Source organism: Corynebacterium felinum (genome assembly GCF_030408755.1).
Classification (GTDB): Bacteria; Actinomycetota; Actinomycetes; order Mycobacteriales; family Mycobacteriaceae; genus Corynebacterium; species Corynebacterium felinum.
Genome location: NZ_CP047209.1, coordinates 1,295,653 through 1,322,278, shown reverse-complemented (window position 1 = coordinate 1,322,278; position 26,626 = coordinate 1,295,653). Strand labels below are relative to the sequence as shown.

22 protein-coding genes and 1 tRNA gene are annotated in these 26,626 nt (G+C 53.8%); 9 read left to right on the top strand and 14 right to left on the bottom strand.

The features are described 5' to 3' along the window. Positions 1-206: 206 nt before the first annotated feature. The 3 genes from CFELI_RS05745 (at position 207) to CFELI_RS05735 (ending at position 4,216) form a co-directional block, all read left to right on the top strand. A complete protein-coding gene (locus tag CFELI_RS05745; RefSeq protein WP_277104121.1) occupies positions 207-947 on the top strand; it encodes a 6-carboxyhexanoate--CoA ligase in 741 nt (246 codons plus the stop codon). Positions 948-1,039: 92 nt separating this feature from the next. Further along, positions 1,040-2,203 (top strand): aminotransferase class I/II-fold pyridoxal phosphate-dependent enzyme, encoded by a 1,164-nt coding sequence (locus CFELI_RS05740; protein ID WP_277104120.1) that lies wholly within the window; start codon positions 1,040-1,042, stop codon positions 2,201-2,203. Between the two features lie 393 nt (positions 2,204-2,596). Next, positions 2,597-4,216, top strand: coding sequence for an aspartate:alanine exchanger family transporter (locus tag CFELI_RS05735; protein ID WP_277104119.1), 1,620 nt, complete (start codon positions 2,597-2,599; stop codon positions 4,214-4,216). Between the two features lie 166 nt (positions 4,217-4,382). On the opposite strand, the gene CFELI_RS05730 is transcribed toward CFELI_RS05735, so the two are convergent. The 3 genes from CFELI_RS05730 to rpsA form a co-directional block, all read right to left on the bottom strand. Continuing rightward, positions 4,383-5,057: a hypothetical protein gene (locus CFELI_RS05730; RefSeq protein ID WP_277104118.1), complete on the bottom strand. Its 675-nt coding sequence runs from the start codon at positions 5,055-5,057 to the stop codon at positions 4,383-4,385. Positions 5,058-5,246: 189 nt separating this feature from the next. Next, positions 5,247-6,119, bottom strand: coding sequence for a GNAT family protein (locus CFELI_RS05725; protein WP_277104117.1), 873 nt, complete (start codon positions 6,117-6,119; stop codon positions 5,247-5,249). 194 nt (positions 6,120-6,313) lie between these two features. Then, positions 6,314-7,777, bottom strand: coding sequence for a 30S ribosomal protein S1 (rpsA, locus tag CFELI_RS05720; protein WP_277104116.1), 1,464 nt, complete (start codon positions 7,775-7,777; stop codon positions 6,314-6,316). Positions 7,778-8,061: 284 nt separating this feature from the next. On the opposite strand from rpsA, the gene CFELI_RS05715 reads away from it, so the two are divergent. Beyond that, positions 8,062-8,850, top strand: a complete 789-nt coding sequence (locus CFELI_RS05715; RefSeq protein WP_374724770.1) for a class I SAM-dependent DNA methyltransferase — start codon at positions 8,062-8,064, stop codon at positions 8,848-8,850. A 231-nt stretch (positions 8,851-9,081) separates the two neighbouring features. Here CFELI_RS05715 and polA read toward each other — a convergent pair whose 3' ends face one another. Continuing rightward, a complete protein-coding gene (gene polA / locus CFELI_RS05710) occupies positions 9,082-11,733 on the bottom strand; it encodes a DNA polymerase I (RefSeq protein WP_277104139.1) in 2,652 nt (883 codons plus the stop codon). Positions 11,734-11,905: 172 nt separating this feature from the next. Between polA and CFELI_RS05705 the strand changes: the two genes are divergently transcribed. Continuing rightward, positions 11,906-11,982, top strand: a tRNA-Leu gene (locus tag CFELI_RS05705). Positions 11,983-12,542: 560 nt separating this feature from the next. Here the strand turns inward: CFELI_RS05705 and CFELI_RS05700 are convergent. Further along, entirely contained in the window at positions 12,543-13,190 is a 648-nt protein-coding gene (locus tag CFELI_RS05700) for a glycoside hydrolase family 25 protein (RefSeq protein ID WP_277104114.1), read from the bottom strand. A 330-nt stretch (positions 13,191-13,520) separates the two neighbouring features. On the opposite strand from CFELI_RS05700, the gene CFELI_RS05695 reads away from it, so the two are divergent. From CFELI_RS05695 to CFELI_RS05680, 4 genes are all read left to right on the top strand, one after another. Further along, positions 13,521-14,453, top strand: coding sequence for a DUF368 domain-containing protein (locus CFELI_RS05695; protein WP_277104113.1), 933 nt, complete (start codon positions 13,521-13,523; stop codon positions 14,451-14,453). A gap of 445 nt (positions 14,454-14,898) precedes the next feature. Beyond that, positions 14,899-15,861 (top strand): ABC transporter substrate-binding protein, encoded by a 963-nt coding sequence (locus tag CFELI_RS05690; RefSeq protein ID WP_277104111.1) that lies wholly within the window; start codon positions 14,899-14,901, stop codon positions 15,859-15,861. Positions 15,862-15,976: 115 nt separating this feature from the next. Further along, positions 15,977-16,912, top strand: coding sequence for an amino acid ABC transporter permease (locus CFELI_RS05685; RefSeq protein ID WP_277104110.1), 936 nt, complete (start codon positions 15,977-15,979; stop codon positions 16,910-16,912). Between the two features lie 39 nt (positions 16,913-16,951). Then, positions 16,952-17,704 carry an amino acid ABC transporter ATP-binding protein gene (locus CFELI_RS05680; RefSeq protein WP_277104138.1) on the top strand — a complete coding sequence of 251 codons (753 nt, stop codon included), beginning with the start codon at positions 16,952-16,954 and terminating at the stop codon, positions 17,702-17,704. A 1,119-nt stretch (positions 17,705-18,823) separates the two neighbouring features. Here CFELI_RS05680 and CFELI_RS05675 read toward each other — a convergent pair. The 9 genes from CFELI_RS05675 to CFELI_RS05635 form a co-directional block, all read right to left on the bottom strand. Then, positions 18,824-19,447: an ABC transporter ATP-binding protein gene (locus tag CFELI_RS05675; RefSeq protein ID WP_277104109.1), complete on the bottom strand. Its 624-nt coding sequence runs from the start codon at positions 19,445-19,447 to the stop codon at positions 18,824-18,826. A 98-nt stretch (positions 19,448-19,545) separates the two neighbouring features. Next, positions 19,546-20,310: a sulfite exporter TauE/SafE family protein gene (locus CFELI_RS05670; protein WP_277104108.1), complete on the bottom strand. Its 765-nt coding sequence runs from the start codon at positions 20,308-20,310 to the stop codon at positions 19,546-19,548. 95 nt (positions 20,311-20,405) lie between these two features. Continuing rightward, on the bottom strand, positions 20,406-20,546 hold the full coding sequence (locus CFELI_RS05665) for a hypothetical protein (protein WP_277104107.1): 141 nt from the start codon (positions 20,544-20,546) through the stop codon (positions 20,406-20,408). A gap of 22 nt (positions 20,547-20,568) precedes the next feature. After that, positions 20,569-21,312 (bottom strand): sulfite exporter TauE/SafE family protein, encoded by a 744-nt coding sequence (locus tag CFELI_RS05660; protein ID WP_277104137.1) that lies wholly within the window; start codon positions 21,310-21,312, stop codon positions 20,569-20,571. Between the two features lie 23 nt (positions 21,313-21,335). Then, positions 21,336-21,845, bottom strand: a complete 510-nt coding sequence (coaD, locus tag CFELI_RS05655) for a pantetheine-phosphate adenylyltransferase (RefSeq protein WP_277104106.1) — start codon at positions 21,843-21,845, stop codon at positions 21,336-21,338. 66 nt (positions 21,846-21,911) lie between these two features. Then, positions 21,912-22,508, bottom strand: a complete 597-nt coding sequence (rsmD, locus tag CFELI_RS05650) for a 16S rRNA (guanine(966)-N(2))-methyltransferase RsmD (RefSeq protein WP_277104105.1) — start codon at positions 22,506-22,508, stop codon at positions 21,912-21,914. A gap of 13 nt (positions 22,509-22,521) precedes the next feature. After that, positions 22,522-22,734 carry a biotin/lipoyl-containing protein gene (locus CFELI_RS05645; protein WP_277104104.1) on the bottom strand — a complete coding sequence of 71 codons (213 nt, stop codon included), beginning with the start codon at positions 22,732-22,734 and terminating at the stop codon, positions 22,522-22,524. Between the two features lie 17 nt (positions 22,735-22,751). Beyond that, positions 22,752-24,899, bottom strand: a complete 2,148-nt coding sequence (locus CFELI_RS05640; protein WP_277104103.1) for an ATP-dependent DNA helicase RecG — start codon at positions 24,897-24,899, stop codon at positions 22,752-22,754. A 6-nt stretch (positions 24,900-24,905) separates the two neighbouring features. Beyond that, complete coding sequence (locus CFELI_RS05635; RefSeq protein ID WP_277104102.1) at positions 24,906-26,621, bottom strand: DAK2 domain-containing protein; 1,716 nt, start codon at positions 26,619-26,621, stop codon at positions 24,906-24,908. Between the last annotated feature and the right edge of the window lie 5 nt (positions 26,622-26,626).

Sequence of the window (26,626 nt, the reverse complement as noted above, 5' to 3'; positions counted from 1 at the left end):
CAACATTAGGCCATAATCATGGCTGTATCCAAGCGAAAGTCACAAAATTCACAACAATGCGGAAAACTTCACACTTACACCCTTTGTAAAAACCAATAAACCCTTGAAAATTCCCACAGAAACACAGAATATTGTTAACCAAAACCACATGACACATCACTTAAACATCATTCAATTCATGGTGGGAACTGCTAAAATGCAGACCTATGGTTTGGTATTCAGTCCGCATGCGCTCAAGTCAGTCCACCCAGCACATTTCCGGGGCGGAAACACTCATCCACACCACGGACGAATCCCACCAAGAACCCACCATCGCGAAACTCAATGCCACCGTCTCCTCTTATCTTCAACGCGCACTCACCCACCCCAAAGGACAAGCAGACACCATCACCATCACCGTTGAACAGTGCGCCGAAGACGAACTACTCCATCTACCCATGCTTCCCAGCATCGAATGCGCAGCCGGTACCGACGTCGTCACGCTCCTGCGCCACCACCTGCCACCACAATTTCGCGCACTTGCAGAACCCGCCGAAAGCCTCCTGCGAAACATCGCGCATATGCGCGGGGCAGCACTGCTCGGCGCGGATGGACACAGAGTTGAAGAAAGCGTCAACCTCGATCCCATGCGCGGCGTGCGAGTGAGCCGTTTCGGGCACAACGGCGACAATGCATCCTGCAAAGACGCGCACTATGAGGCGCGGCGACTGGCCACCAAAGTACTCGCCGCACCCCACGTCTTAGCTGAACTATGCATCAGCGACGACCCCAACTACCACACCGGGTACGTAGCTATCAACGGCACATACTTCCGCATTCCAGAACTTAAACAAGCAAGCCTCGGCGGCAGAGTAATACTCCTTGATACCACTAATCCAGCCCTGATACTTGACACTGTGAACTTTCTCCAACACACACCCACCCTCATCCTCGACCCCAAACACTAACCCCCACCTCTCATCCACCTCTCACCCACCCCTCGCCCCAGCACCCGCACAGCATCCCGCACCATCCCCGCGCACACCAGGAGACCTCACACGTGGACATCAATACTTTCACCCAATCCCGCTCCGACGAGTGGGCGCAACGCGGACTTAGCCGCCAGATCCGCCACTTCACTTCCGCCCAAACGCCCACCGCAAACATCGACGGGCGCACCCTCCTGCAATTCGCAACCTCCGACTACCTCGGACTCTCCACACACCCCGCGCTACTGCGCGCCGCCTGCGAACAGGGCACAGCACTCGGGGTAGGCTCCGGCGGATCACGCCTGACCACCGGAACAAGCATTCATGCCGCGCTCGAACGCGAACTCGCAACATTTTTCGGCTACCCCGACGCAGTATTTTTCGCCAGCGGGTACCAGTGCAACGTCGCAGTCATTTCTGCCCTCGCCGACCCCGATGTCACCTTCTTCTCCGATGAGCACAACCACGCCTCGCTTATCGACGGCATGCGGATGCAGCGACACGCGCGCACCGTTGTGTACCCGCACCGCAACTACGAAGTACTCGACCTCCTCCTGCGTTCCCGCACCACGCCCCACGCACTGATTATCAGCGATGGCGTCTTCTCCATGTCGGGCGCTACCGCCGACCTTGCAGCACTACGCGCCCTTGCCGATACACACGATGCCTGGCTCCTCATTGATGATGCCCACGGCACCGGCACCGTGGGGGAAACTGGGCGCGGTGTAATCGAAGCAACTCAGATAAAACCAGACATTCTCATCAGCACCGCATCCAAAGCCCTCGGAGTGGAAGGAGGAATGGCCCTGTGCAGCGCCAACGTTGCCCACTTTCTCAAAAGTCAAGCCCGTGGCTTTGTCTTTTCCACATCTCCCAGCCCACTGATTGTGGGCGCAGTACGCGAAGCACTGGCCATCATCGACCGTGAACCGGAAAGAATCGACACGCTTCGCGCCCATATTTACCAACTACATCGCGGACTCGGACTTACCCCACCAGCAATCCCCACACCAATTGTGCGCATACCCATTGGGGATGAACAACGCTGCATGACCATCTCCCAACACCTCATGGATAACGGCATTTTTGTACCCGCCATTCGCTACCCCACCGTTGCCCGTAACCAGGCGATCCTGCGCATCACGATAACCGCACACCACACTCTCGACCAGATCAATCAGCTCTGCGCCACACTCACCTTAGCCTGCGATAAGTTCTCGTTGCCTACTTCTTAAACCACCAACCCCAGTTCTTTTCCCACTTTTTAACTCCCGTCATCCCATTGGTGGAATACGCCACTGAGCATGTCCACCTCCACCCCATCCCTCACCCACCATGTGAGCCATACCTCATACTGATGACATATTGGTCACATTTCACAACCTTATTGAAAATAGTAATACTCCCCCATTTCTGGGGAAACCCACCAAACCCACGCAGATTCACTTATCTCAACATTGCAACCATGGTGCAATTCATAGCCCCAATCAGGGGCAAGAGCCATACGCAATCTGCCCCTGACCAGTCTTTTGTGCGAAGAAACCAGTTCGCACCACATCACGCACTTTGTGCCCGTTCGGAAAAGATGACCGGTTGAATGTTGTTTTCGCGCATGGGATTATGAAAATGTGCATCTCCTCGTTGAAAACCAGCTTCTCGCTCTCACCGTCATCATGTCTCTCGGCCTGCTCGTGGGCAGGATCAAGATTGGCGGATTTCGACTCGGCGTGGCAGCAGTCCTTTTCGTCGGGCTCGGCTTTGCCACACTCGAACCAGGAATCACTCTCCCACCAATCCTGTTCATTGTTGGCCTCTCACTATTCGTCTACACCATCGGCCTTGAAGCCGCCCCTGGTTTTTTCGCATCGCTCAAAACTACTGGGCTGAAACACAACGCCTTCGGTTTCGCCATGATCCTCGGGGCAACCGCTATCGCCTTCGGCCTGATCAAAGGATTTGGCATTGATGTGCCCACCGGTGCAGGCCTGTTCACCGGCGCTGTTACCAACACCCCCGCCATGGCTGCCGTAGTAGACACCCTGCCATCACTACTGAACTCGGATCAGCAGAACCTGCTGGAGCTTCCAGTTGTGGCCTATTCCCTGACATACCCCATGGGTGTGCTTGGTGTGATTCTTTCTGTGGCCATCTTGGCCAAAGTATTCAAAATCGACCACGACAAAGAAGCACAAGACGCCGGCGTTGCCGTCCAAGCCCTCGAAACCCGCCGCATCAAGGTCATTCACCCCAATCTCCCATCGGTGACCACCATGCCCCACAAGTTCGACCTCGAAATCATCGTGTCTCGTATCGAACACCGCGGGCAATTGTTCCTCCCCGAACCCGGCGACCGCGTTGATCCCGGCGACATCATCTCCGTTGTAGGTACATCCGAAGAGCTCGACCGCGCCGTTGAATTCATTGGCGAAGCACTGCCCGGCGACCCCACCCACGACGAACGCCTCGACTTCCGACGCATCTTCGTCTCCTCCACCAGCCTCGTGGGAATTCCACTGCGTAAGCTCCGTCCACGCCTTCAAGGCATGCTCGTCACCCGCGTACGCCGCGGCGATATGGACCTCGTGGCCACCCCCGATACCGTCTTGCAGCTCGGCGACCGCGTACGCGTCGTCGCAACCCAAGACCGCATCGACTCCGCCACCCGACTCTTCGGTGACTCCTACAAGCGCATCTCCGACTTCAACCTGCTGCCAATGCTCATTGGATTAACCTTGGGCATCCTCATCGGCATGATCCCCGTGCCCCTACCAGGTGGGGCTGAACTGAAGCTTGGATCTGCTGGTGGCCCATTAATCGTTGCCCTGATCCTGGGCTACATTGGGCGCTCAGGGCCAGTGGTGTGGCAGATTCCCTATGGCGCAAATCTTGCGCTGCGCCAACTCGGTATCACCCTGTTCCTCGCAGGTATCGGCACTACCGCCGGTGCAGGCTTTGGTAAAGCACTCCAAGATCCACAATCGCTGACCATCATCGCCATCGGCGCTATAGTGACCGTCACCTTCAGCATGGCTACCTTGATTATTGGCTATAAGGTATTAAAAATCCCCTTCGGCCAAACCGCCGGCATCATTTCCGGTTTGCAAACCCACCCAGCTGTGCTGTCCTATGTATCAGATCAAACCAAAAATGAGCTCCCATCCATGGGCTACACTACCGTGTACCCCATGGCCATGGTAGCCAAAATTCTGTGCGCACAAATTCTGCTATTCCTGCTGTATTTCACCTAAAAACTACAGCCTGAACATAACGCAACTGCACAGATCACAAACAACAATGTGGAGGTAGTATCCATCGTCGCTTCGGTGGATACCCCCACGTTGATGCCCCCGCCAATGGCTCACACAAGGCTTCCACCCTCACGATGCCGAAGCGTCGCCTATACCTTCGACGAACCTACATGCCAGCCAACTCGCCGATAAGATCCGCATGGCAATTATTCACTATGGGGTTCACATAACTAATACTGAGCGCCGGCACCATCCCCTCTTCCCGCTCGAATTCCATCACCCTGATCATCAACACACGATGAGCCAAAAAACCAATTTCCTCGTCCCAACACAAGCGATACGTCAAATTATTTAACTGTGGGTTGCGATAAGGATTCTTCTGCGGCGGCATCTTTTCATAACGCATCCCGTCGATTATTGTGCTTTGATAATCATCACCCAATAAGGCATGGACTTCCGCGATCACTTCGTCCATAGTCTTCCCCGGATATTCTCCGATCCAATACACGTGCTTCTGCTCATAGTTGTTCAAATGCTCATACCCCTCAAGCAAGTACGGGGGAATTTGATCATCCTCGAAGACGCGCACATATTGCGCACCCGCAGGCACTTTCAAACCAAACATACCCACTGCCAGCCCCTCTGAAACAGGCACGTTACGTGCAGTAGTAGTGGTAGTGGTGGTCGTAACAGTGGTGGTGAACGGCGTAGCGGTCACACTTTTTTCAACGCGAGCACTCTGTGCGATAGAACATCCCGCGAGCAACAGCGAAAGCGCTGTGAGCATCACAATCTTTTTCATGGTTGTATCCAATCCCTTGAAATAAACAACAATATTCACTGAAGGAATATGAGTTCATATTAACTTTCACAAGGGAAGGAACAACGGCTGTAATAATAGTTTTTCAATAAGAATATTCGAACCAAATAAATAGCACTACTATAGGATTTTCCAAGCGAAACGTGTTAAACGCGCACCAACCACCCCGCAGCACCCGAACAAGCTCACATACACCTGCGAAGCAGCAGGTTAATGCATCAGCCGAGAATCACTCCACACGAAAGCGCCTGTCACTTTCCTCCCCGCGGCAATAGCAGCGGAAAACGAGGCCTTATTACGCGGATCAATATGGCCAAAATACTCGGTTGATTCGGAATAACCAGCACCAAGAATTTTCCGAACCATTTCCCTATGCACCTCTGGGGCAAAACCCCGACCGCGGAAAGTTGAATTCAGACACAATTCTATGACCACAAACCCCTCCCCTTCCCGCTCCTGACGGTATTCGCAGGCGATAACCCCCGCCTTCTGTCCATCAATCACCACCTGAAAGCCCATACAGGAGGCTAATTCTTCCGCACTCACAGGGGCTGCAAAAGAAGCATGTTCCGGACGAGAGCGGAAAATCTCCGCATAGATTTCTGCACTATCGCACGCTAACTGCGCACTATCAGCTGATACTAGCTCCACCTTGTTCACAGCAGGCACCTGCGCCATATCCTTCAGAGTGCCCGAAACAATCAGCCGATCCACACACCAGGAGGCTTCCGGCTGGCCGGAAACAAAGATACGCATACCCAGAGGTTGAAAAGCTGCGTATTCCGCAAGTACCGGTGCACAAACAGCGAAGTGATCTGCGCCGTCGATAAGCGAATGCGCAATGATATCCACAAAAGGCTTAGCCACATCCCCACCCCTAAACCGGATACCGCACAATGCCCAATGCCCATTTTCGAGCTCCACCATACGATTAGCCCACAAAAGCGGATCATCTACCGCCACCCCCATGATCTCACGTCCCATCGCACCCCACTGCGCGTCACCAACGCGTGCAATTTCCGCATCCAACCACGGCTGCGACTTCGTACGATTCAACAGTGCATATGCTTGCGAAAAATCCATGCACCTACACTAATCCACACCCCCAAAATGCCACCAACCACAGCCACCCCCTACTTGTCCCCCATGGGAAAACTCCCCCTGATATCGGAGGCGAAAACTAAAGATGAAGGGCACAAGGAAAAAATTAAGGCGTGAACCGCAACCCCCCACACATTATGTGGGGGCGGGTTCACGCCTTAACGTGTGGCTAGGGCTTAGTTGCCAGCCAGCTTCTCGCGCAGAGCAGCGAGCTGCTCGTCGGAAGCCAGGGAGCCACCCTCAACTGCTGCCTCTTCAGCTGCGGCCGGAGCTGCCTCAGCGGATTCGGAAGAGTAGTTGGTAGCCTCGCCGGCAGCTGCAGCCTCAGCAGCAGCAACGCGGTTGCGCTCGATCTGAGCGGTGTGCAGCTGGAAGCGACGCTCGGACTCAGCGTAACGTGCCTCCCACTCCTGACGCTGAGCGTCGAAGCCTTCGAGCCATTCGTTGGTCTCAGGATCGAAGCCCTCAGGGAAGATGTAGTTGCCCTGCTCGTCGTAGGAGTCAGCCATACCGTACTTGGATGGATCGAACTCTTCGGTGTAGTCCTCGTCAGCCTGCTTCAGGGACAGGGAGATGCGGCGACGCTCAAGGTCAATGTCAATGACCTTCACCATTGCCTCTTCGCCAACGTTCACAACCTGGTCTGGAACCTCAACGTGGCGCTGAGCCAGCTCGGAGATGTGAACGAGGCCCTCGATGCCCTCTTCGACGCGAACGAACGCACCGAATGGAACCAGCTTGGTGACCTTACCTGGGACGATCTGACCAACAGCGTGAGTGCGGGCGAAGACGCGCCATGGATCTTCCTGAGTAGCCTTCAGGGACAGGGAAACGCGCTCGCGGTCCAGATCAACGTCCAGAACCTCAACGGTTACCTCGTCACCAACGGTGACAACCTCAGATGGGTGATCGATGTGCTTCCAAGACAGCTCGGAAACGTGAACCAGGCCGTCGACACCGCCGAGATCGACGAATGCGCCGAAGTTGACGATGGAGGACACGTGACCCTTGCGGACCTGGCCCTTCTGCAGCTGGTGCAGGAACTCGGAGCGAACCTCAGACTGGGTCTGCTCAAGCCATGCACGACGGGACAGAACAACGTTGTTGCGCTGCTTGTCCAGCTCGATGATCTTAGCCTCGATCTGCTGACCGATGTATGGGTCAAGCTCACGGACGCGACGCATCTCAACGAGGGACGCTGGCAGGAAGCCACGCAGACCGATGTCCAGAATCAAGCCGCCCTTGACAACCTCGATAACGGTACCGGTAACAGCCTCGTCCTTCTCCTTGAGCTCCTCGATGGCGCCCCATGCACGCTCGTACTGAGCACGCTTCTTGGACAGGATCAGGCGACCTTCCTTGTCCTCCTTGGTGAGAACAAGAGCGTCAATCTGATCGCCGACCTCGACGACCTCATCTGGGTCGACGTCGTGCTTAATGGAAAGCTCGCGAACCGGAATGACACCTTCGGTCTTGTATCCGATGTCGAGCAGAACCTCGTCGTGGTCAACCTTCACCACGGTACCCTCAACGATGTCACCATCGTTAAAGTACTTGATGGTGGCGTCGACTGCTGCGAGGAAATCCTCAGCGGTGCCAATGTCGTTAATGGCAACCTGAGGTACGTTCTTGGAGGTCATATTGTAAAAGTGCTCCGAAATACGTAGGAATCGTTGATGGACATTACACACATCTCTCAAAATTACTGCTCAGCGGTAGTTTTGATCCCACCCACTCCACCACCGCACTCTCCTACATAAATACAGTTGTGAAGCAGATATAGACATGCACCGTCGAGCGTACATCATTTCCGCAGCTAGATCAAATAGTATGGGTGATTGTGTCTACCAAAAATTTCGCGCCTGATCGCAGCCGCCCACCAGAGCAATCCCACACCACCCAACCAACAGATCCCCAACCCTGTATACGCACCGAAACACGCACCGAAAGCGCACGCAATGTTGCTACACATGCAGACTTTGCTGCTTCGCAAGCCAACAGATCCTATTGGGATGAGGATGCCGACAACTATCATAAGCAGCACCCAGACTATCTCTCATCCTTTTATTGGTGCCCTGAGATGCTTCACGAATCCTCAGCCCAACTTTTAGGTGACGTCACCAATCTGAACGTACTGGAGATCGGTGCCGGCTCTGCACCCTGTTCTACATGGTTGCAGGAGCAATATCCTACTGCCACTGTGGTGGCCTTTGACATTTCAGCAGGGATGCTGTCGAAAGCGAAACGCGCATGTGCACTGGTTCAAGCCGACGCTTTAGCCCTTCCTTTCGCCCCACACTCTTTTGATTGCGTGTTCTCTGCTTTCGGCGCTATTCCTTTTATCGAGGACCTACCGCGACTATTTGCCACGATCGCCGACGTATTGCACCCTGGGGGCCGTTTTGTGTATGCGGTGAATCACCCGATGCGTTGGGTTTTTCTGGACGATCCCGGTGAGTTGGGTTTGCAGGCTGCTGTTTCCTATTTTGAGCGTCGCTATATCGAACATGATGAGGATGGGAAGATCAGCTATGCAGAGTTTCAACACACGATGGGTGACCACATCGAAGCACTGCACAGTGCAGGTTTTCACCTTGAGCGCTTAATTGAACCAGAGTGGCCGGAAACTCTTACTCAAACGTGGGGCCAGTGGTCACCGTTGCGAGGCAAAATTTTCCCCGGCACCGCTATTTTCTGCGCCACGCTCACCTAAGGTTCCACCGTTGTAGGCACGAGCCTATCGAAGCCACCGTTCCCTTACGCTGAGTCGAAACGACTTCACATGTTCCACAACAACTGTGAGCACAGCCCCGCTGACTCTTGCCCCTTTAAGTGGAAAACGGCCACGACACACCCTAAGAAAAGGAGTGTGCCGTGATCGTTTTTCTACCTTCTTCATGCGTGCAGGATATACAGCTGAAAGATCGCTTATCCCGCGCCGGTGTTAGTGGGCTGCTTCGTCCCAGTTCTTTCCAGCTCCTGCAGAAATTTCGAGTGGGACGCGCAGGGTAATCGCGGAGTCCATTTCTTTTTCCACGATGGCTCGGACGTGCTCAAGTTCGCCGGGGGCGATTTCAACAACAAGTTCGTCATGCACCTGAAGCAAGACCCTGGACTTGACTTTTGCTTTTTTCAGTTCGCGATCAACACGCAACATGGCCACTTTAATAATGTCGGCGGCAGTGCCTTGGATAGGCGCATTGAGTGCTGCGCGTTCGGCATTCTCACGGGCAACTCGGTTAGTGGATGCCAACTCTGGCAGGTAACGGCGACGCCCGAAAAGCGTCTGCGTGTAGCCGTCTTGACGAGCTTGGTTCACAACTTCATCGAGGTAGCGTTTCACACCGCCGAAGCGTTCGAAATAGTTTTCCATAATGTGCTTTGCTTCGCCTGGTGCGATGCTCAGTTGCTGTGAGAGACCGAATGCTGACAGGCCGTAGACCAGACCATAAGACATGGCTTTGACGCGGCGGCGCAGTTCTGGGGTGACTTCATCAACGGGCACATCGAAGACTTTGGAACCGACATAGTTGTGGAGGTCCTCGCCGAGCTTATAGGCCTCGATCAACCCAGCGTCTTGGGACAGGTGCGCCATCACACGCATTTCGATCTGGGAGTAGTCGGCTGTCAGGAGTTGGTCGTAGCCTTCGCCAACGACGAATGCGGAACGAATCTTCCTGCCTGCTGGGGTGCGTACCGGGATGTTTTGGAGGTTGGGGTCGGTTGATGACAAACGCCCCGTGGAGGCGACAGTTTGGTTGAAGGTGGTGTGGATCCGACCATCAGGTTGAACTGCTTTGATCAGCCCTTCGAGGGTGGTTTTCATCTTTTGGTATTCGCGATGCGCCAAAAGGTGGTCAAGGAAGGGGTGCGGATGGTTCACCGCGAGAGCTTCGATTTCTTTAGCTGCGGTGGAATATCCTGTTTTCGTTTTCTTGGTTTTGGGCAGCCCAAGGGTGTCGAAGAGAACAACTTGCAGCTGCTTTGGTGAGGTGAGCAGCAGGGTTTCGTCGCCGGCGAGTGCGCGGGCTGCTTCTTCTTCGGCTGCTACTTGCGCTTTGAATGTTTCAAGCTGATCTTCGAGGGTGTCAACATCGATAGCGATGCCTGCGTTTTCCATTTGCGCAAGCACTGTGACGAGCGGAATTTCAAGGTCGCGGTAGAGCTCGAAGGAGTCGATTGCTTGAAGCTGGCTTGTGAGCTCTTCACTGAGTTCGCGGATCGCTGCGGCGGCGTTGACGAGTTCGTGGCTGGTGGCGGCGTCGAGAAGCGAGAGTTGCCCGGTTTCTTCGGTGCTGAGTTGTCGCTGCAGGTGTCGCTGGTAGACGTCTTTGAGTTCGTAGGTGCGCTGCCCTGGTCGTAGCAGGTAGGCGGCGATGGCGGTGTCGTGCGCGATGCCGTTGAGGGTGATGCCGCGGCCTTGGAGCATGTGGTAGGCGGCTTTGGCTTCATGCATGAATTTTGGCGCGTCGGATTCGAGGTAGTCAATCAGGGCACGTTCTTCGTCGGGCGTGAGGTCGGCGAAATAGGCTGTTGTTGCTTGGTAGTCCGCGTCGATCAGTGCGATGGCTTGCGCGTCGCCGCCCGCTGGGGTTGGGGTGCCGGTGAGGTAGATGGCGATGCCGTTGTCTAGGGTGTCGCGGCGGGCGCCAAGCCATGCGTCGAGCGAGTCGAGGCTAACTACGATTTCTGGGCGTGAGTCTGTTGCTTGCTTGACGACGCCGTTAGCATCAGCCTTGACTGCTGCGAGTACGCGTTCGCGCAGGTTGACTCCAAATTCGAGCGCATCGAATTTTTCTGCCACAGCGTTGACGTCTGCGCTTTTGAGCTCAAGTTGGTCTGGGGAGTATGGCAAGGCGAGGTCGCGCACCATTTCGGTGAGCGTGCGGTTCATGCGAACCTGTTCGATGCGTTCGCGCAGGTTCTGCCCGACGACACCTTTGATTTCTTCGGCATTATTGAGCAGGTTCTCAAGGTTGCCGTACTGCACGATCCATTTGGTGGCGGTTTTTTCGCCCACCTTGGGAACGGATGGCAGGTTATCGGAAGGGTCGCCGCGTAGCGCCGCGAAGTCTGGGTATTGGTTGGGGGCGAGGCCGTATTTTTCTTGGACGGCTTCTGGGGTGAAGCGGTGGAGAACACTCACGCCTTTCATTGGGTACAGCACGGTGGTGGTGTCGTTGACGAGTTGGAAGGAGTCTCGGTCGCCGGTGACGATGAGTGTTTCAAAGCCGAGGGGTTGTGCTGCGGTGGCGAGGGTGGCGATGATGTCGTCGGCTTCGTAGTTTTCTTTTTCGAGCGTGGTGATGCCGAGTGTTTCGAGCACTTCTTTAATGAGGGGTACTTGGCCTTTGAATTCTTCGGGTGTTGCGGCGCGTTGTGCTTTGTAGTCGGGGAACATTTCGCTGCGGAAGGTTGTTCGTCCGACGTCGAAGGCGACGGCGATGTGGGTGGGTTGCTCGTCATTGAGCAAAGTCGACAGCATGGAGAGGAAGCCGTAGACAGCGTTGGTTGCTTGCCCACCTGAGGTGGAGAAGTTTTCGGCGGGGAGGGCGAAAAAGGCACGGAAGGCCATGGAATGGCCGTCGATGAGCATGAGTCGGTTCTTTGCTTCAGTCACGGTGTCTAAGTTTAGCCGACGGCAGTGTTCTTCTTACTCACCCATAGCGAGTTCTTTCACCCTTTCCCACAAGCAATACCTAGCCTGAACTGGGTTTTTGTGCCCGATTTTTTAGTCTGACCCCCTATCAGCTATAGTTTCCTAGTGCGCCCCTGTAGCCCAATTGGCAGAGGCAACGGATTCAAAACCCGTCCAGTGTGAGTTCGAGTCTCACCAGGGGCACCATTAGATCAACCCCTTCCTACCTGTAATTCCACAGGCAGGAAGGGGTTTTGCCATTCCTGTAACGCAATCTTAAGACAGTCAAAAACATCCGTTTACTGTCGTGCATGTCGTGAAATTGCCGTAAGGAAAAGCCCACACACCATTGAAGTGCTTGGCATTGATCGCATCCACGCAGAGGTCGCGTGTTCATAGGTAGCTCTTTTCTCAGTAGTGGAAGGGGGCTTTGTAATATATAAGTGAAATATTGATTCGACATAGAGCACGTGCTACACATAAAACGGCAGGTCAGATTTGAGCACGAGCACTGAAAGTCGAATCAGTATTTTTGAATCAATCGCCACGTATTAATAGGCATATTTTCACCAGGGTCTATAGAGCCTTCCCACCTCAAAACCTCACCCCTTCCCTAGTGCCACCAAGCGATCATCTTGAATAGATCCATTCATCTAAGGAGAAAGCCTCAATGATCAGGGCTGACACGAGGTGCCCAAGAAGTGTCCACATCAGGGACGTTTATGCTGTTTCTTATTGTTCCGCGCCTGAGTGCTTAGGTGTTGCTTTTAGGGTGTCAGGATTAATTCTTGGCCAAATAGTGCGGCGAGATCTTCACGGCTGCCACGAAAAGCGTTTGCATCAATAATATGTCCTGCTGTCTGGGCGCTTGACGTAAACTGCCACAACAAGACAGGCAATCCCCCGTACCCCTCCCACCCGGCAGTGCCAGAACGTTGAAAAATTACGCTGGCATAGCCGAGGTGGTGGTCAGGATACAGGCTGCTCCATAGCGGGGCGAATCCTTCGAGATCAGGTTTTCCGCACTGGCGCCAATACCATCGTGGCAGGTAGGTGAGAAAAACACGGTAGCCGCGGCTTTCAATTTCTGCGTGAACATCGCGCCAATGCTGCACATGTGTCCCCGATCCCTGTTCGATATCGAGCGCGATTGGGATGGACCGGTCGGGGCAGACTGCTTCAAGCGCATCCGCATGATCGCGCGGCGTCGCTATTGCCAACACATAGACATAAGCGCCGGTATACATTCCGGCAGCGGTAGCGGCGTTGAGGTGGCGTCGGAAATAGGCGTCGCGGAAGCCCCCGCCTTCTGTTGCTTTAATAATTGCAAATTCGAAGCCTTCGCGTTTCAGCTTCATCAGATCAATCGACGGCTGGTGGTTACTGATATCGACTCCGTAGATTACAGCATTCATTATCTATCGCTCCTTCTTCCCCCTCCCACCCCACCTATACCCTTAAAGTGCCGTGGGCTTCAATCAATTACAGTTTCGTAATTTATTCCTGCACCAGTGCATTTTTGCTTATCGACGTCGCCCACAACCGCCCCATTCTTATGTCTTGTTTCCCTTCTTTCGCCTGCACATCATGTTTGCGGCAGCAGTGATCGTGACATGTGTGGGGTAGTCGTGGTGTCTACAGTGGGCGTGAACAGTGACACGACGGGGCACTACAACAGTGCGACTCGTGGCATGAGCGAGTAAAGTCATACGAGGTTTTTAACAAGTGAAAGTAAAGGCACATTCATGACTGAATCTTCCGCCCCCACGCGGGCAGCGAAGACCAATCCCTTAATCCACGTAGTCCACGTTATTGTTGGTGCGTTGATTGGTTTGGCAGAAATGGTTCCCGGCGTCTCCGGCGGCACCGTTGCATTAGTAACAGGCATCTACGAACGCGCAATTAAAAATGGTGACGCGCTTTTACATGCTTTACGGTGCCTTTTCGGCAACCGGGCCGAATTCAAACAAGCGATCCAGCGCATCGAATGGGTTTTCCTCATCACCATCGGTTTCGGCATGATCGCCACCGTGCTTTCACTATCCAAAGTGATGCACAGCTTTGTTGAAGATTCACCACACACCGCCCGTGCGTTATTCCTCGGCATGGTAGCTGTTTCACTCATTGTCCCCTTGAGAATGATTGATAAAGCAGACTTTGCCGCCAAGAAAATCCCCGCTATTGCACTGTTTATTCTCGCAGCGGTCAGTATCTTTATCCTTACTGGTTTCACTTCAGCAGAGAAGCAGAACCCTTCGTTGATCATCATCTTCTTCGCCGCAGCAATTGCCGTGTGTGCACTGGTTTTGCCTGGTGTCTCCGGCTCCTTCATGCTGCTGGCTATGGGCTTATACCAGCCGGTCATTGGCGCTGTGGGTGATCGCGATCTGAGTATCATTGCAGTATTTGCCCTTGGTGCTGTGTGCGGCTTGGCGTTTTTTATTAAGACTTTGAAGTTCCTCATTACTGAGCACCACACCTTAACAATGGCAACTATGGCTGGGTTCATGCTTGGGTCTTTGCGCGCGCTGTGGCCATGGCAAACCGATACCGCTCAGCTACTAGCCCCTGAAGGAAATGTTGGTTGGCTAGTGTTCATGATGGTCCTTGGCGGTGTTATCGCCGGTGGAATTATGGTGTTGGAGCGCTTTACCGAATCAGAACCCCAAACCGTTTAATCTCTTCACTTCTCACCCCCCTCTTTTTGATGTACTGTTGGTGCGCTTGTTCAGCTCACTCAATAGGAACAAGAAAAAGGGGGGGTTGTGCTTTCTTGTCCTCTGCTCACCCCACCGCATTTTTCTTCAGCATTGCTGAGAACACCCCTGATAACTTTTTCTTTGCATTTTCCACCACCTGCCAGTTCACCACAGGATGAAACCTGAAAAGTTCAACACCGAGTAATTGCATAATATTTATACAACGCTCGATGGAAACTTTCGTTATCTAGCACACGTTCACAGCCGATGGTGCACGGATCTCACACTGACCTTTGCCCCAAGGATTTTACCTTTGTCCTGCATAGAACCGAAGCGTACCGAGTGTGGCTAGGCCGCGGGAGACTGAGAAATAGGCAGGAAGAAAAGCTAGCGAAAAATTCAGGAATATGTTACGTTTATGCGCATGACTCTTCTCAAGAAATTAACCGCGCCAAGGTGCGCCGCTCTCACCCTAGTGGCGGCTGCCACCTTGATGACCGGTTGTGTCACCAACACTGAGGGAGGCCCCGCAAACACCAACGCAGCTGGGGCAAGTAACCTTCCCGTTTCCGACGGGGGCCAACCCAGCGATTGGGTAGAAATCAAACCGGAAAAAGTTGAAAAAATTGCAGCGCTCGTCCCCGCCGAAGTAGCTGCTGATGGCAAGCTCACAATTGGCACCAACCCACCTTTTGCGCCCGCTGAATTCAAAGATTCCGAAGGTAATATTATTGGCTTCGATATTGACCTTGCTCGCGCAGTCGCCTCAATCATGGGTTTGGAGCTAGAGATCAAGGAGCTTGATTTTGCCTTGATCCTGCCGCAGATTTTTGGTGGCACCGTGGAGCTTGGCGCTTCCGGCTTCACCGATAATGAGGAGCGCCGCCAAAGCTTCGACTTTGTCAACTACTTTAATGCGGGTATTCAGTGGGGTTCGATCCCTGGCACTAAAGTGAACCCTGATGATGCTTGTGGTCTAACTATTGCTGTGCAGCGCACCACTGTGTCTGATGTTGAAGACGTAACCGTGCGCTCCAAGAAGTGCGAGGAAGCTGGGAAGAAGCCTATTAATAAGCTTGCTTTCGATACGTCTGACGCGGCGGCAAATGCTGTGATTTTGGGTCGCGCGGATGCGTTTTCTGCTGACTCCCCTGTGACCGCGTGGGCTATTGCCCGAAGCGAGGGTCGCCTGACTACTGTTGGTGAGGTTTTCGATTCCGCCCACTACGGTTGGCCAGTGAAGAAGGATTCCCCTCTCGCCCCTGCCTTAGCTGCAGCGCTGCAGCACCTGGTTGAAACTGGTGATTATGCAAAGATTATGGACCAGTGGGGTTTGGGTGACGGCCGTATCACTGAGGCATTGATTAATGGGAAACCAGTGAAGTAGTGGATTGTACTGGCTCCTAGGATTTTCGGCCTTCCTTCTCCCCTTCTCCTTTTCGAAGAGCTTTCCTTAATTTTCAGGGAAAGCTCTTTCAAATTCTGAAAGATTCTAACTTTTTATGAGTACCTCCCCCACCCCGAAACCTATTGAGGCAAAGTCACTGCCACATCCTGGTCGTTGGGCTGCCGCCATTATTTTGTCAATCCTTGTTGCTTTGTTCTTGTATTCTTCAAGCCAGAACGAAGCTTTCGAATGGGCTGTTTACCGCCAGTATTTGTTGGATACCCGTATTGCTAACGCGGCGATGCACACTATTGCATTGACTGTGCTGGCGATGCTCATTGGTGTGGTTTTAGGTTCCACGATGGCGATTTTGCGCATGTCACCGAATCCTGTGCTGCGGGCTTTGGCGTGGGCATATTTGTGGATTTTCCGTGGTACTCCTGTGTATGTTCAGCTCGTTTTTTGGGGCTTGGCTGGCAACATTTTCAAGGTGCTCAATCTTGGTATCGCTGAGATCAATCTGCAAGACGCATTGAAGAACACGTTCTTCCTTGCAGTCATCGGCCTTGGTTTGAATGAAGCTGCCTACATGGCTGAGATTGTGCGTTCGGGTATTCAGGCTGTTCCGGAGGGGCAGGCCGAAGCATCGAAGGCGTTGGGCATGAGCTGGTGGATGACGATTCGTCGCACAATTTTGCCACAGGCGATGCGTATTATTATTCCGCCGACGGGCAATGAGTTTATTTCCTTGCTGAAGACGACGTCGTTGGTTGTTGCAATTCCTTATTCGCTTGAGCTGTATGGCCGTTCGATGGATATTGCGAATGCGCTGTTTAAGCCAATTCCGTTGTTGCTGGTTGCTGCTACCTGGTATTTGGTGATCACCTCAGTGTTGATGGTGGGCCAGTACTATTTGGAGAAGTATTTTGAGCGTGGTGCAACACGTGAGTTGACTGCCCGCCAGCTTGCTGCTTTGGCGGATGCTGAGGGCACGTTGCCGAAGAATATCAATATTGTTCCTGAGGCGCCGAAGCGCCCTGCTACTGATTAATGAAGGAAGATCATCATGTCGAGTGATAAGAGTAAGTTGATGATCCATGCCCAGCAGGTGTGTAAGTCTTTTTCTGGACTTGAGGTGCTCAAGGGTATTGATTTGGAGGTGCCGAAGGGTTCGGTGACCTGTTTGATTGGCCCTTCGGGTTCGGGTAAGTCGACATTGTTGCGGTGTGTGAATCACTTGGAGAAGATCACTGCTGGCCGGTTGTATGTTGATGGCGAGCTGATTGGTTACCGTGAGAAGAACGGTGTGCTGTATGAGATTTCGGAGAAGGCTGCAGCCCGGCAGCGCTCTGATATTGGTATGGTTTTCCAGAATTTTAATCTATTCCCGCACCGTACCGCCCTTGAGAATGTGATGGAGGCTCCCGTTCACGTGAAGGGGATCCCTGTAGCACAGGCTCGTGAGAAGGCGCTTGATTTGTTGGCGCAGGTGGGGTTGGCGCACAAGGCTGATGCGTACCCTTCGCAGTTGTCGGGTGGTCAGCAGCAGCGTGTGGCGATTGCCCGTGCTGTTGCGATGGAGCCGAAGTTGATGCTTTTCGACGAGCCCACCTCGGCGTTGGACCCAGAATTGGTCGGTGAGGTTCTTCGGGTAATGCGCGAATTGGCAGCCCAAGGCATGACGATGCTGGTGGTGACTCATGAAATGGGCTTTGCTCGTGAGGTCTCTGACCAGGTTGTGTTCATGGATGGCGGTGTTGTTGTGGAGTCTGGTTCACCTGATCAGGTGATTAATAATCCACAGCATGAGCGCACGCAGGCATTCTTGTCGAGCATTCTGTAGCACTTCAATTTTTTAAGGCCGTGGGGAGTGTGTCTTAACCTCCCCACGGCTTGTGTCAGTGCACTGTCGGCACTAGTTCCCCACTGTGAAGTTCTTTGCACACTATCAGTTAGAGATAGAGCGAATGCTACCAGTAAAACCGCAGGTCAATTTTTACCTTCTTCGCTGAAACTCTAAGTGTTATTTTTAATCAATTGAACCCTATTGATAGTTCGCCTTTGTCAGGGGGTTCTTAGAGCAGCGCTGCCCAATATTCGCAAGCCAGCGCGGGAATAACGGCGATTCCTCCCGATAGCCAATACCTCACTAGACCGACCTGGAGTGGTACCCCTATCCCTACCTCCATCGAGGAAAAATCACTAGTGGTACGTGGTTTTCCCCGAACAAGGGCGCAATAAACAATCGCACCTATTGAACACAGCACAGAACATACTGGGTGGTGAGGAACCCCTGGAAGAAACTGCACTGCGGCCCCGAGCATCGCAACACCTGCTAACAAAGCTATTCGCCAGGGTAAAGCACCGGGTATGTCAAGGCGGGTTGTTCGCCAAACAGCGGATGCGAGAATCGACCAGCTCAGCGTGATCAACGTTCGCCCACCTGATCCCATAAATGGCACTACTGCAAACGCTATCAAGGCAACAACCACGAAAAGTATGGGAATATATCCGCGTCTGAAAATTCTTGTGACCATCACGAGCGGTACCGAGGTGTATACATGTGGGTGAGCTTTTATCCGAGTGTTTCTCAACCAAGCCGCAGCATACATGTGGGAATTAATCTCTGAGTCAAAAATCATTGGTGTCACGCGAGTCATCGACTGTGTGATTCCACAGCCAAGAACGACTGGTAAACGGCGAGGACGAATGATTCCCACGAGTAGGCGGAACACCCCACCTATTCCGAAGCCACAGATCGCAAAAATGAGGACTTGAAGCCAACCATCCCGATTGATACGTGGAAATCGCTGCGCCGGACGCAATTCCCATTCCCAGCGATCACGATAGACAGATCGCAAGGGCATCAACCGCTCGGCCACCACGGCGAGAAGGAAGAGGGCGACTATCCCACAGATAATTCGGGCCATGCCTAGCGCCGTGAGTAGATCCGCTGTACAAGTCACAGTTGAAGCTCCCAATCAGCTACCGTGACTACATCGGGAGAATGGGTGGCTACGATAATTGTGCTTCCCGACTGTGCTTTCTGCCTGAGTTGCTGGCATAAAACCTTAACCCACTGGGAATCCACATGCCGTTCGGGTTCGTCTAAAACAATGATCGGTGAGGCAACAGCCAGCTGCATACCAAGGTGAGCGCGCTGCCTTTGTCCACTTGAAAGACGGCTTGGAAAAGTATTGGGTAGTTCATCCAACTGCCATGCTTGTGTTCGTGCGAGCAGTTCAGCTTCTGAGATCCCTGTTTTCCGAGAAAGCAAAAAGATGTGCTCACCAATAGTGAGATCGGGGAAAAACTGAGGCTCAGCAATCCTCGTCACACAGCCTGCCGCTGATGGGGTCGCTGGATCGACTAGCACGTTGTGCTCCCCGTGCACTACTCGCACGATTCCCTCCCGTGGCTCACATTCACCGGCGATCGTGCTGATCAACGTTGATTTGCCCGAACCATTCGCGCCAGTTACTGCAATGAATTCACCCGCGTGAACCTCCATGGTCACTTCCCCGATGACACTCTCATAACCGAAGCTACAGTCGATGGTGATCGAAACGTCATCATGCTCAGCCATGGCATCAGGATAGCAACTTTAAGATCCGCGGTGGTGCTCCGCAGGATGCCACCAATGGTGTCGTTGCACTCACCCACAGGTGAGTACGATGATCGTTTTTATAATGCTGCGACACCACGAATCAGCGCACTGATACCGCCAAGCGTGGCTATTACCAGCGTGAACGAGCGTGCCTTATCGCGAGGAATCTTGCCCGCAAGGCGCGTGCCTATCCAAGTGCCGACAAACATCCCCACGGTGCCCAACACCCACACAGAAACAGCGGTCTGCTGAACCGGTGCGAAACCCAACACCACCAATTTGATCGAAACTGAGATCGTCGCTGCCAACAACAAAATAGGCTGCAGCGTTGAGCTAAAGCTTCGGTGATCCCACTTCGACGCCTGCGCATAGACCGTGATCGCGGGCCCACCCGCACCAATAATCATGCTCGTAAACCCCGCAACAGCACCTGCCACCGCTGCTGGAGCCATCCTACGAATAGGCGGCAAAAACTTCTTGCCCACCACAACCAACGCGAGAGAAAACAACAGCACGCTACCCACAATGATCTGCAAAAGACCAGTACCCGTGCGGGCAATCAGATACATGCCGGGGATTGAACCAACAAGCAAAAATGGGGCAATGAACTTCAGTCGCTGAAAGTCAATATGCGCGCGCATGCTGTAGGTGGTCACAATCGAGGTGGCAAGCGCAAAAATATTCACAATCAACACACCTTCAATCGGCCCCAACATGATACTCAACACGGAGCCGACAAGCAGGCCAAATCCCATCCCTGAGACGCGCTGCAAAACCGAACCGCACAGCACCACGCCAGCGATACCCAGCGCCTGCGCGAAACCCGCAGTTAAAGCATCCACAGCATCACCTTCTTCAACTCACGCAGCGCATTCCCCGATGTACTGCGCACTTTTCGTACGCGAGCACGCACGCATGCGTCACGACGTCGACACGCTCACACAGCCGAGGAATCAGACTGCACTCGCTCACGCTCATCCAGCTTCTTATTGCGGCGCACGACAGCAAACAAACCACCCACGACCACAGCAGGAATCCCAATTACACCAAAAATAACAACAACATCAACCAAACCCATACCCACACACCTCACAAATCAACTACAACGCCAACAAACCGCGCACCAACGCAGTCACACCGCCAGCTGACGCCAAGAACAACGCCAACGCACGCGCCTTCTCACGGGGAAAGACCGCCGACACCCGAGTACCAGCCTTAATGCCCACCACCATCGCGGCAACACCACAAACCCACACCACAGGCTCAATCGCCGTTAACGTACCTGTGCCAATAAAAACTACCTTCGTAAGAATCGACACAAGACCCGAGACAATAAAAATTGGCTGCAACGTGGCCGCATAGGAACGCTGCTCCCACTTTGCCGCCTGCGCATACACCGTAATCGCAGGCCCCGCCACACCCGCAAGAGTATTCATAAACCCGCCGACGATACCGGAAGTCACCGCAGGAACATTACCCCGCACTTCGGGCATAAACTTCGCCCCCATGGTGACCAGCGCCAACGCAAACAACAACAGCGCGCCAACAATAACCTGCAACAAACCAGGACCTGTCACAGTAATCAGCCACGCACCTGGGATAGCACCCACTAACAACACAGGCGCAATCAGCTTAAAACGATGCCAATCCACCCACTGGCGCACGCTCGCAGTAGTCATTGCGGCATTCACCACGGCAAGAACATTTACCACCAAAATGCCCGTAATCGGATCCAACAACACACTCAACACAGGACCGGCCACAAGCCCTAAACCCATGCCCGACACGCGTTGGAGAAACGAGCCAGTGAAAACAATAAGAAAAACAATCAAGCCGAGGCCGATGCCCGCACTAAGCATGAAGAAAATTACTCACTTTCCAATTCATCAGGCGCATACTTGCGCTTAATAGCCTGCTCAACCACCGCAGGCAACACATCTTTGATATCCCCACCAAAGCGAATAACTTCTTTGCACAAAGTAGAAGACACATGACCATACTTCGGATCGGTCATAAGAAACATGGTGTCCACACCACTCAAATTACGATTCATCTGCGCCATGGGAACCTCATACTCGTAATCCAAAGAGGAACGAAGCCCCTTCACAATCACCGAAATCCCATGCTCCTTGGCGTAATCCACCAACAGGCCAGACCACCAATCGACACGCAGATTCGCAATCCCCGCACAGCTTTCGCGCAGCAACTCCAAACGCTCATCAACAGTAAACAAGCCAGATGTTTTATTCGGATTCCCCGTCACCAACACAGTAACTTCATCAAACTGGCGGGCAGCACGCCGAAAAATATCCACATGCCCCATGGTCACCGGATCAAAGGACCCCGGGCACACCGCACGGTGAATACTAGAACTCATCTTCATAACCTCTCACTCAAAGCACACCACAAGGACACAATCGACCACACCACCCCGCAGCGATGACTACTGCTGATCGGACACGCTATCCTCAACCAACTCGCGGTGGAAAACAGCCATATCCATCCGGGCAATACCAAACGTGCGCTTCTTGAGCTTCTGCGTTGTTGGGACAAAGCACTTCGGCCACGCCGTCTCCGGGGATTCGCGATGACGCTCAACCACCACAGCGGCGCCGTCGACAAGCGCAGGAATGAGCGCATGCACCATCTCCACCACAGCAGCATCATCCAGCTCATACGGTGGATCCGCCAACACCATATCGAAGTGCTCCTTCGGTGCTGAAGCAAGATATGTCGACGCCTTCATCTCAGCAATCTGCACATTCTTATGGCCCACAACCGACGAATTGAAGCGGATAATATCGCAGGCCTTCGGATTGGACTCCACCAGCACAACCTCAGCCGCACCACGCGACGCAGCCTCCAACCCCAACGCACCCGAGCCGGCAAAAAGATCCAGCACCACAGCATCCTGGAAACCAAAACGCACCTGCAGTGAAGAAAATAGCCCCTCACGTGCACGATCAGAAGTTGGGCGCGTCCCCTCCGGCGGAACCTTAATCTTGCGACCGCGAGCCTCGCCAGAAATAATCCGTGTCATACCCATAGAATTTCTACGCCTCCACGACAGTCAGCAGCACATCCCCACCAAGGACATCCTCAAAATTTCCCTTATGCAGCTGCGCAACCTTACCAGGGCCCGGAGCCACCACAGCAGTTTCGAGCTTCACAGCTTCCACGCTTGCCAGCTCCTGCCCGGTGGAGACAACATCACCAACCGAGACTTTAAAATGAACGATGCCTGCAAAAGGCGCACAGATTTTCATGGAACTAACCTTATCATTTATGACTTTTCCAAATAATCTTGGCTGCGATCGTCATAGCGACGAATCAATCTCTTAGCCAACTCAAGATCCTCCGCCACAATCACCTGAGCATCCTCATTGGCCCGCTCAATCAACGGCGCATGCTCCAACAAATCCAAAAACCGCACCGTACGTTCCCGCCCCGACTGATTCTTGCCCAACACATCGCCCTCGCGACGCATCTCCAAATCCAAGGCAGCCACATCAAAACCATCCGTAGTTTCAGCCAACAACGCCACCCTGGCAAAACTTGGCGTACCCTGCTGCGCTTCAGTACAGAAGAAACAAAAAGACTCATTGCCACCGCGGCCCACACGCCCACGCAACTGGTGTAACTGCGAGGCACCGAAACGCTCCGCTTCCATCACCACCATCACCGTGGCATTCGGCACATCAATACCCACCTCAATCACCGTGGTGGCCACCAACACCGACGTCGCCCCGCTGGCAAAATCTTCCATCACCGCATCTTTATCTTCCGGCGCCATCTTGCCATGCAGCATCGCCACCTTATGACCTTGGAATACAGAAGTGCGTAGAACCTCAAACATCTCCTCCACACCAGATTCCGACTCGATGCGCGGATAGACCACATACACCTGATGGCCTAAAGCAATCTGCTCCACACATACTTCCCACATGCGCTGCACCCACCGCGGAAACTCCGCCGGAACACAAAAACACTGAATAGGCTTACGCCCACCAGGAAGCTCCGTAAGCAAAGACTGCGACAAATCACCAAAATGCGTAATCGCCACGGTGCGCGGAATAGGAGTGGCTGTCATCACCAACACATGCGGAGTCTTGCCCTCTCGTCCTTTGGTCCGCAACACATCACGCTGCTCCACCCCGAAACGGTGCTGCTCATCAATCACACACAATCCAAGATCGAAAAACTCCACCGAATCCTGGATCAACGAATGCGTCCCCACCACAATATCTGCATCACCCGACACAATCTTTAACAGCGCATCACGTTTCTCTTTCACCCCCATGCTGCCAGTGAGCACAGTGACAGTCACAGACTGCAAGCCGGCGGCGTCGAGAAGCGACCGCAAACTCACCCCATGCTGATGCGCCAACACCTCAGTCGGAGCCAACAAAGCACACTGCTGATGATTATCAACAGCCTGCAACATCGCCACCAAACTCACCACAGTCTTGCCAGAACCCACCTCGCCTTGAAGCAAACGCTGCATAGGATGCGTGCGATCCAAATCCACCGTGATTTCCTTCATCACCCGACGCTGCCCACAAGTCAGCTCATAAGGCAAAGACTCAATCAACGCCTGCTGCGCACCCTGCTCACAACGCGGCAGCGCAGTAGCCACACGCGCCGTCGCCTCCGTACGACGAACCGCCATCACCAGCGACAACGCAAGCGCCTCGTCATAGACCAAACGAGTAAGATACGGCGAGAGCGGATCAATGCTGCGATTATGCAGACCACGAAGCGTCTCATCAAAACTAGGAAGATCACTCGGCGCAAAACGCCCGAGCGGATCAGCAACCTTCGGCGTAGAAGCAAGCACCTGCGCAATAGCCGCCATAATACGCCAGGTCGGCAGCGACTTTTTCGCAGGATAAATCGGAATCTGATCCATACTCGACACAAGCGCAGCAAAATCATAATCCTGCTCCGAATCCATCGACGCACCACCAGGAACAGGCGACTGCGCACCACACCCCCGGCCTGCTGCCTGCGACGAAGGCTCGTGCGGGAACAGCAAATAATCAGGGTGCTGCAGCTGCGGTTTGCCCTGAAAATACTTCAGCTTGCCCGTAAACATGCCAAACACCCCAACGCGCAGCACCTTCAGCAACCACCGCGCCCGAAAAAACGCCGCATCAATATAATGATCGCCATCAAAAATCGTGACCGTCACAATAAACGTCGAACCCGTATCACGCTGCGCAATATGAGTAATCTGCCCAATACAGGTGACAATATCGCCCTCATTCAGGCTATCCATCCGATGCGTTGAACGATGCTGCGCAAACGTCCGCGGATAATGCTGCAGCAACTCCTCCGCAGTCTCATACCCTAAGTGGCGCTTGATCGCACGCGCTTCCTTCGCCGGAAGAATCGTCGACAGCCGACGATCATCACTCCACCCAAGAAACATACGGCTCTACTCCACTCCGATTTCCGCCAGCACACCAAGACCAGTAGCAGGGTACATCACAACATCAACATGCTTGGGCAAACCAGCACGCACCCACTGGCAATCAACATCATCGGCACAACTTTCATCCACCACAATAGTGACCTGCTCGCCCCCACTCGCCAACAAACTACGACACGCAGCAACCACAGCATCTCCGACTGACTCTGCAACAGCAAGCGTTTCCGACTCAGTCACCGCCAACACATCATCCTTCCCGCATGGACCAGCCTGCGTCAGCTTCGCCTTACCCGCCGGAACCACACGAGCCGTACGCATCGCAGCCGCCACCTCAAGCATCGCATACGCATCCACAGCCAACGGCTGCTGCGGATCATGCACACTCAACGACGCCAAACCCTTCACCAAACTACCAGTAGCAAGAATCGTCATCGACTGCTCAAAAGCCTGACTGGAACGCTCCACACTCGTCAGCTGGAACTTCGTCAATATCCCATTCGGCAGGAAAATAATCTCCGCCCGACCAGTCGCCCGCGCAGTGGCCACCACTTCGCGCACAATATCACGCTCATCCGAACCCGAAAACTCCACCACATGCGCACCCGCATCCCGATACAACTGGGCCAAAAACCCCGGCGGAGTAACCGCAACAACACAACGGCCCTGAAAAACCTCAGCCTCAACGCGATCCGGCAACACCTCAAGATTGAGATTCGACACCTGGCCCAAACTAAAAGCCTTCTCAATCACCTTCCCCGCCATACGGGTATGAATATGCACCGTCGCCGCCGTCGGATGCCCCGTGCCCGCATTCAACTCAGCAACAATGAAACTATCCCCCAAATGCTGCAATTCGCTACGCACCCTAGCCAAATCCGCATGCTCAATAAAGAACATCACTTCCAAATAATCGCGGCCACTACCAGCAGCAGGCTTCTCCGCCTGCGGAAGCGAAGCCGAATGACTCACAATCTCAGCCAACTTCTCCGGCTGCCCAAACGACCGATCCACCCGAGCAACAGACACCTCCTGGCCCACAACACGCGCACCAGTGATCGAACCAAACATATCCACACTGCCAGCCACAGGAGGCGGCGTAAAATCACGCGCACGCCCCTCCACCTCAGCCACAAGCGCATCCAGCAAAATCACCAAACCACGACCGCCCGCATCCACAACACCCGCATCCCGCAAGGCCTGCAACTGTGAGGGAGTCTTCGCCAATGCCACCCTCGCGGCATCAGCAGCCTGGCTGACGACGTCGATAAGCAAGCTCGTCTCCGCCTGATCCGCCGCAATCGACGCAGCCCGCAACACAGTAATAACCGTGCCCTCAACCGGCTCCGTAATCGCCTTAACCACAAAATTGTAGCCCGCAGCAAGCGACTGGCGAATGCTTTCACCATCAATCCGACCCGACATGGCACAGTGCGCCAAACCACGCAACACCTGGCTTAACACCACACCCGAATTGCCGCGCGCGCCCCGAACAGAACCCGATGCCAACGCCGCCGCAACCGCGCTCACATCGGAAGTTTCACCCAGCTTATCCACCTCACGTAACGCCGCTGCCATGGTATACGCCATGTTCGAGCCGGTGTCGGAATCAGGTACGGGGAAAACGTTGAGCGCATTAATTTCTGTACGCCTAGCCTCAAGCTCGGCGACGACGCGACGCGCCCACCCAGTGAGATCGTGTGCATCCAAGTATTGTTTCGGCATAGAAC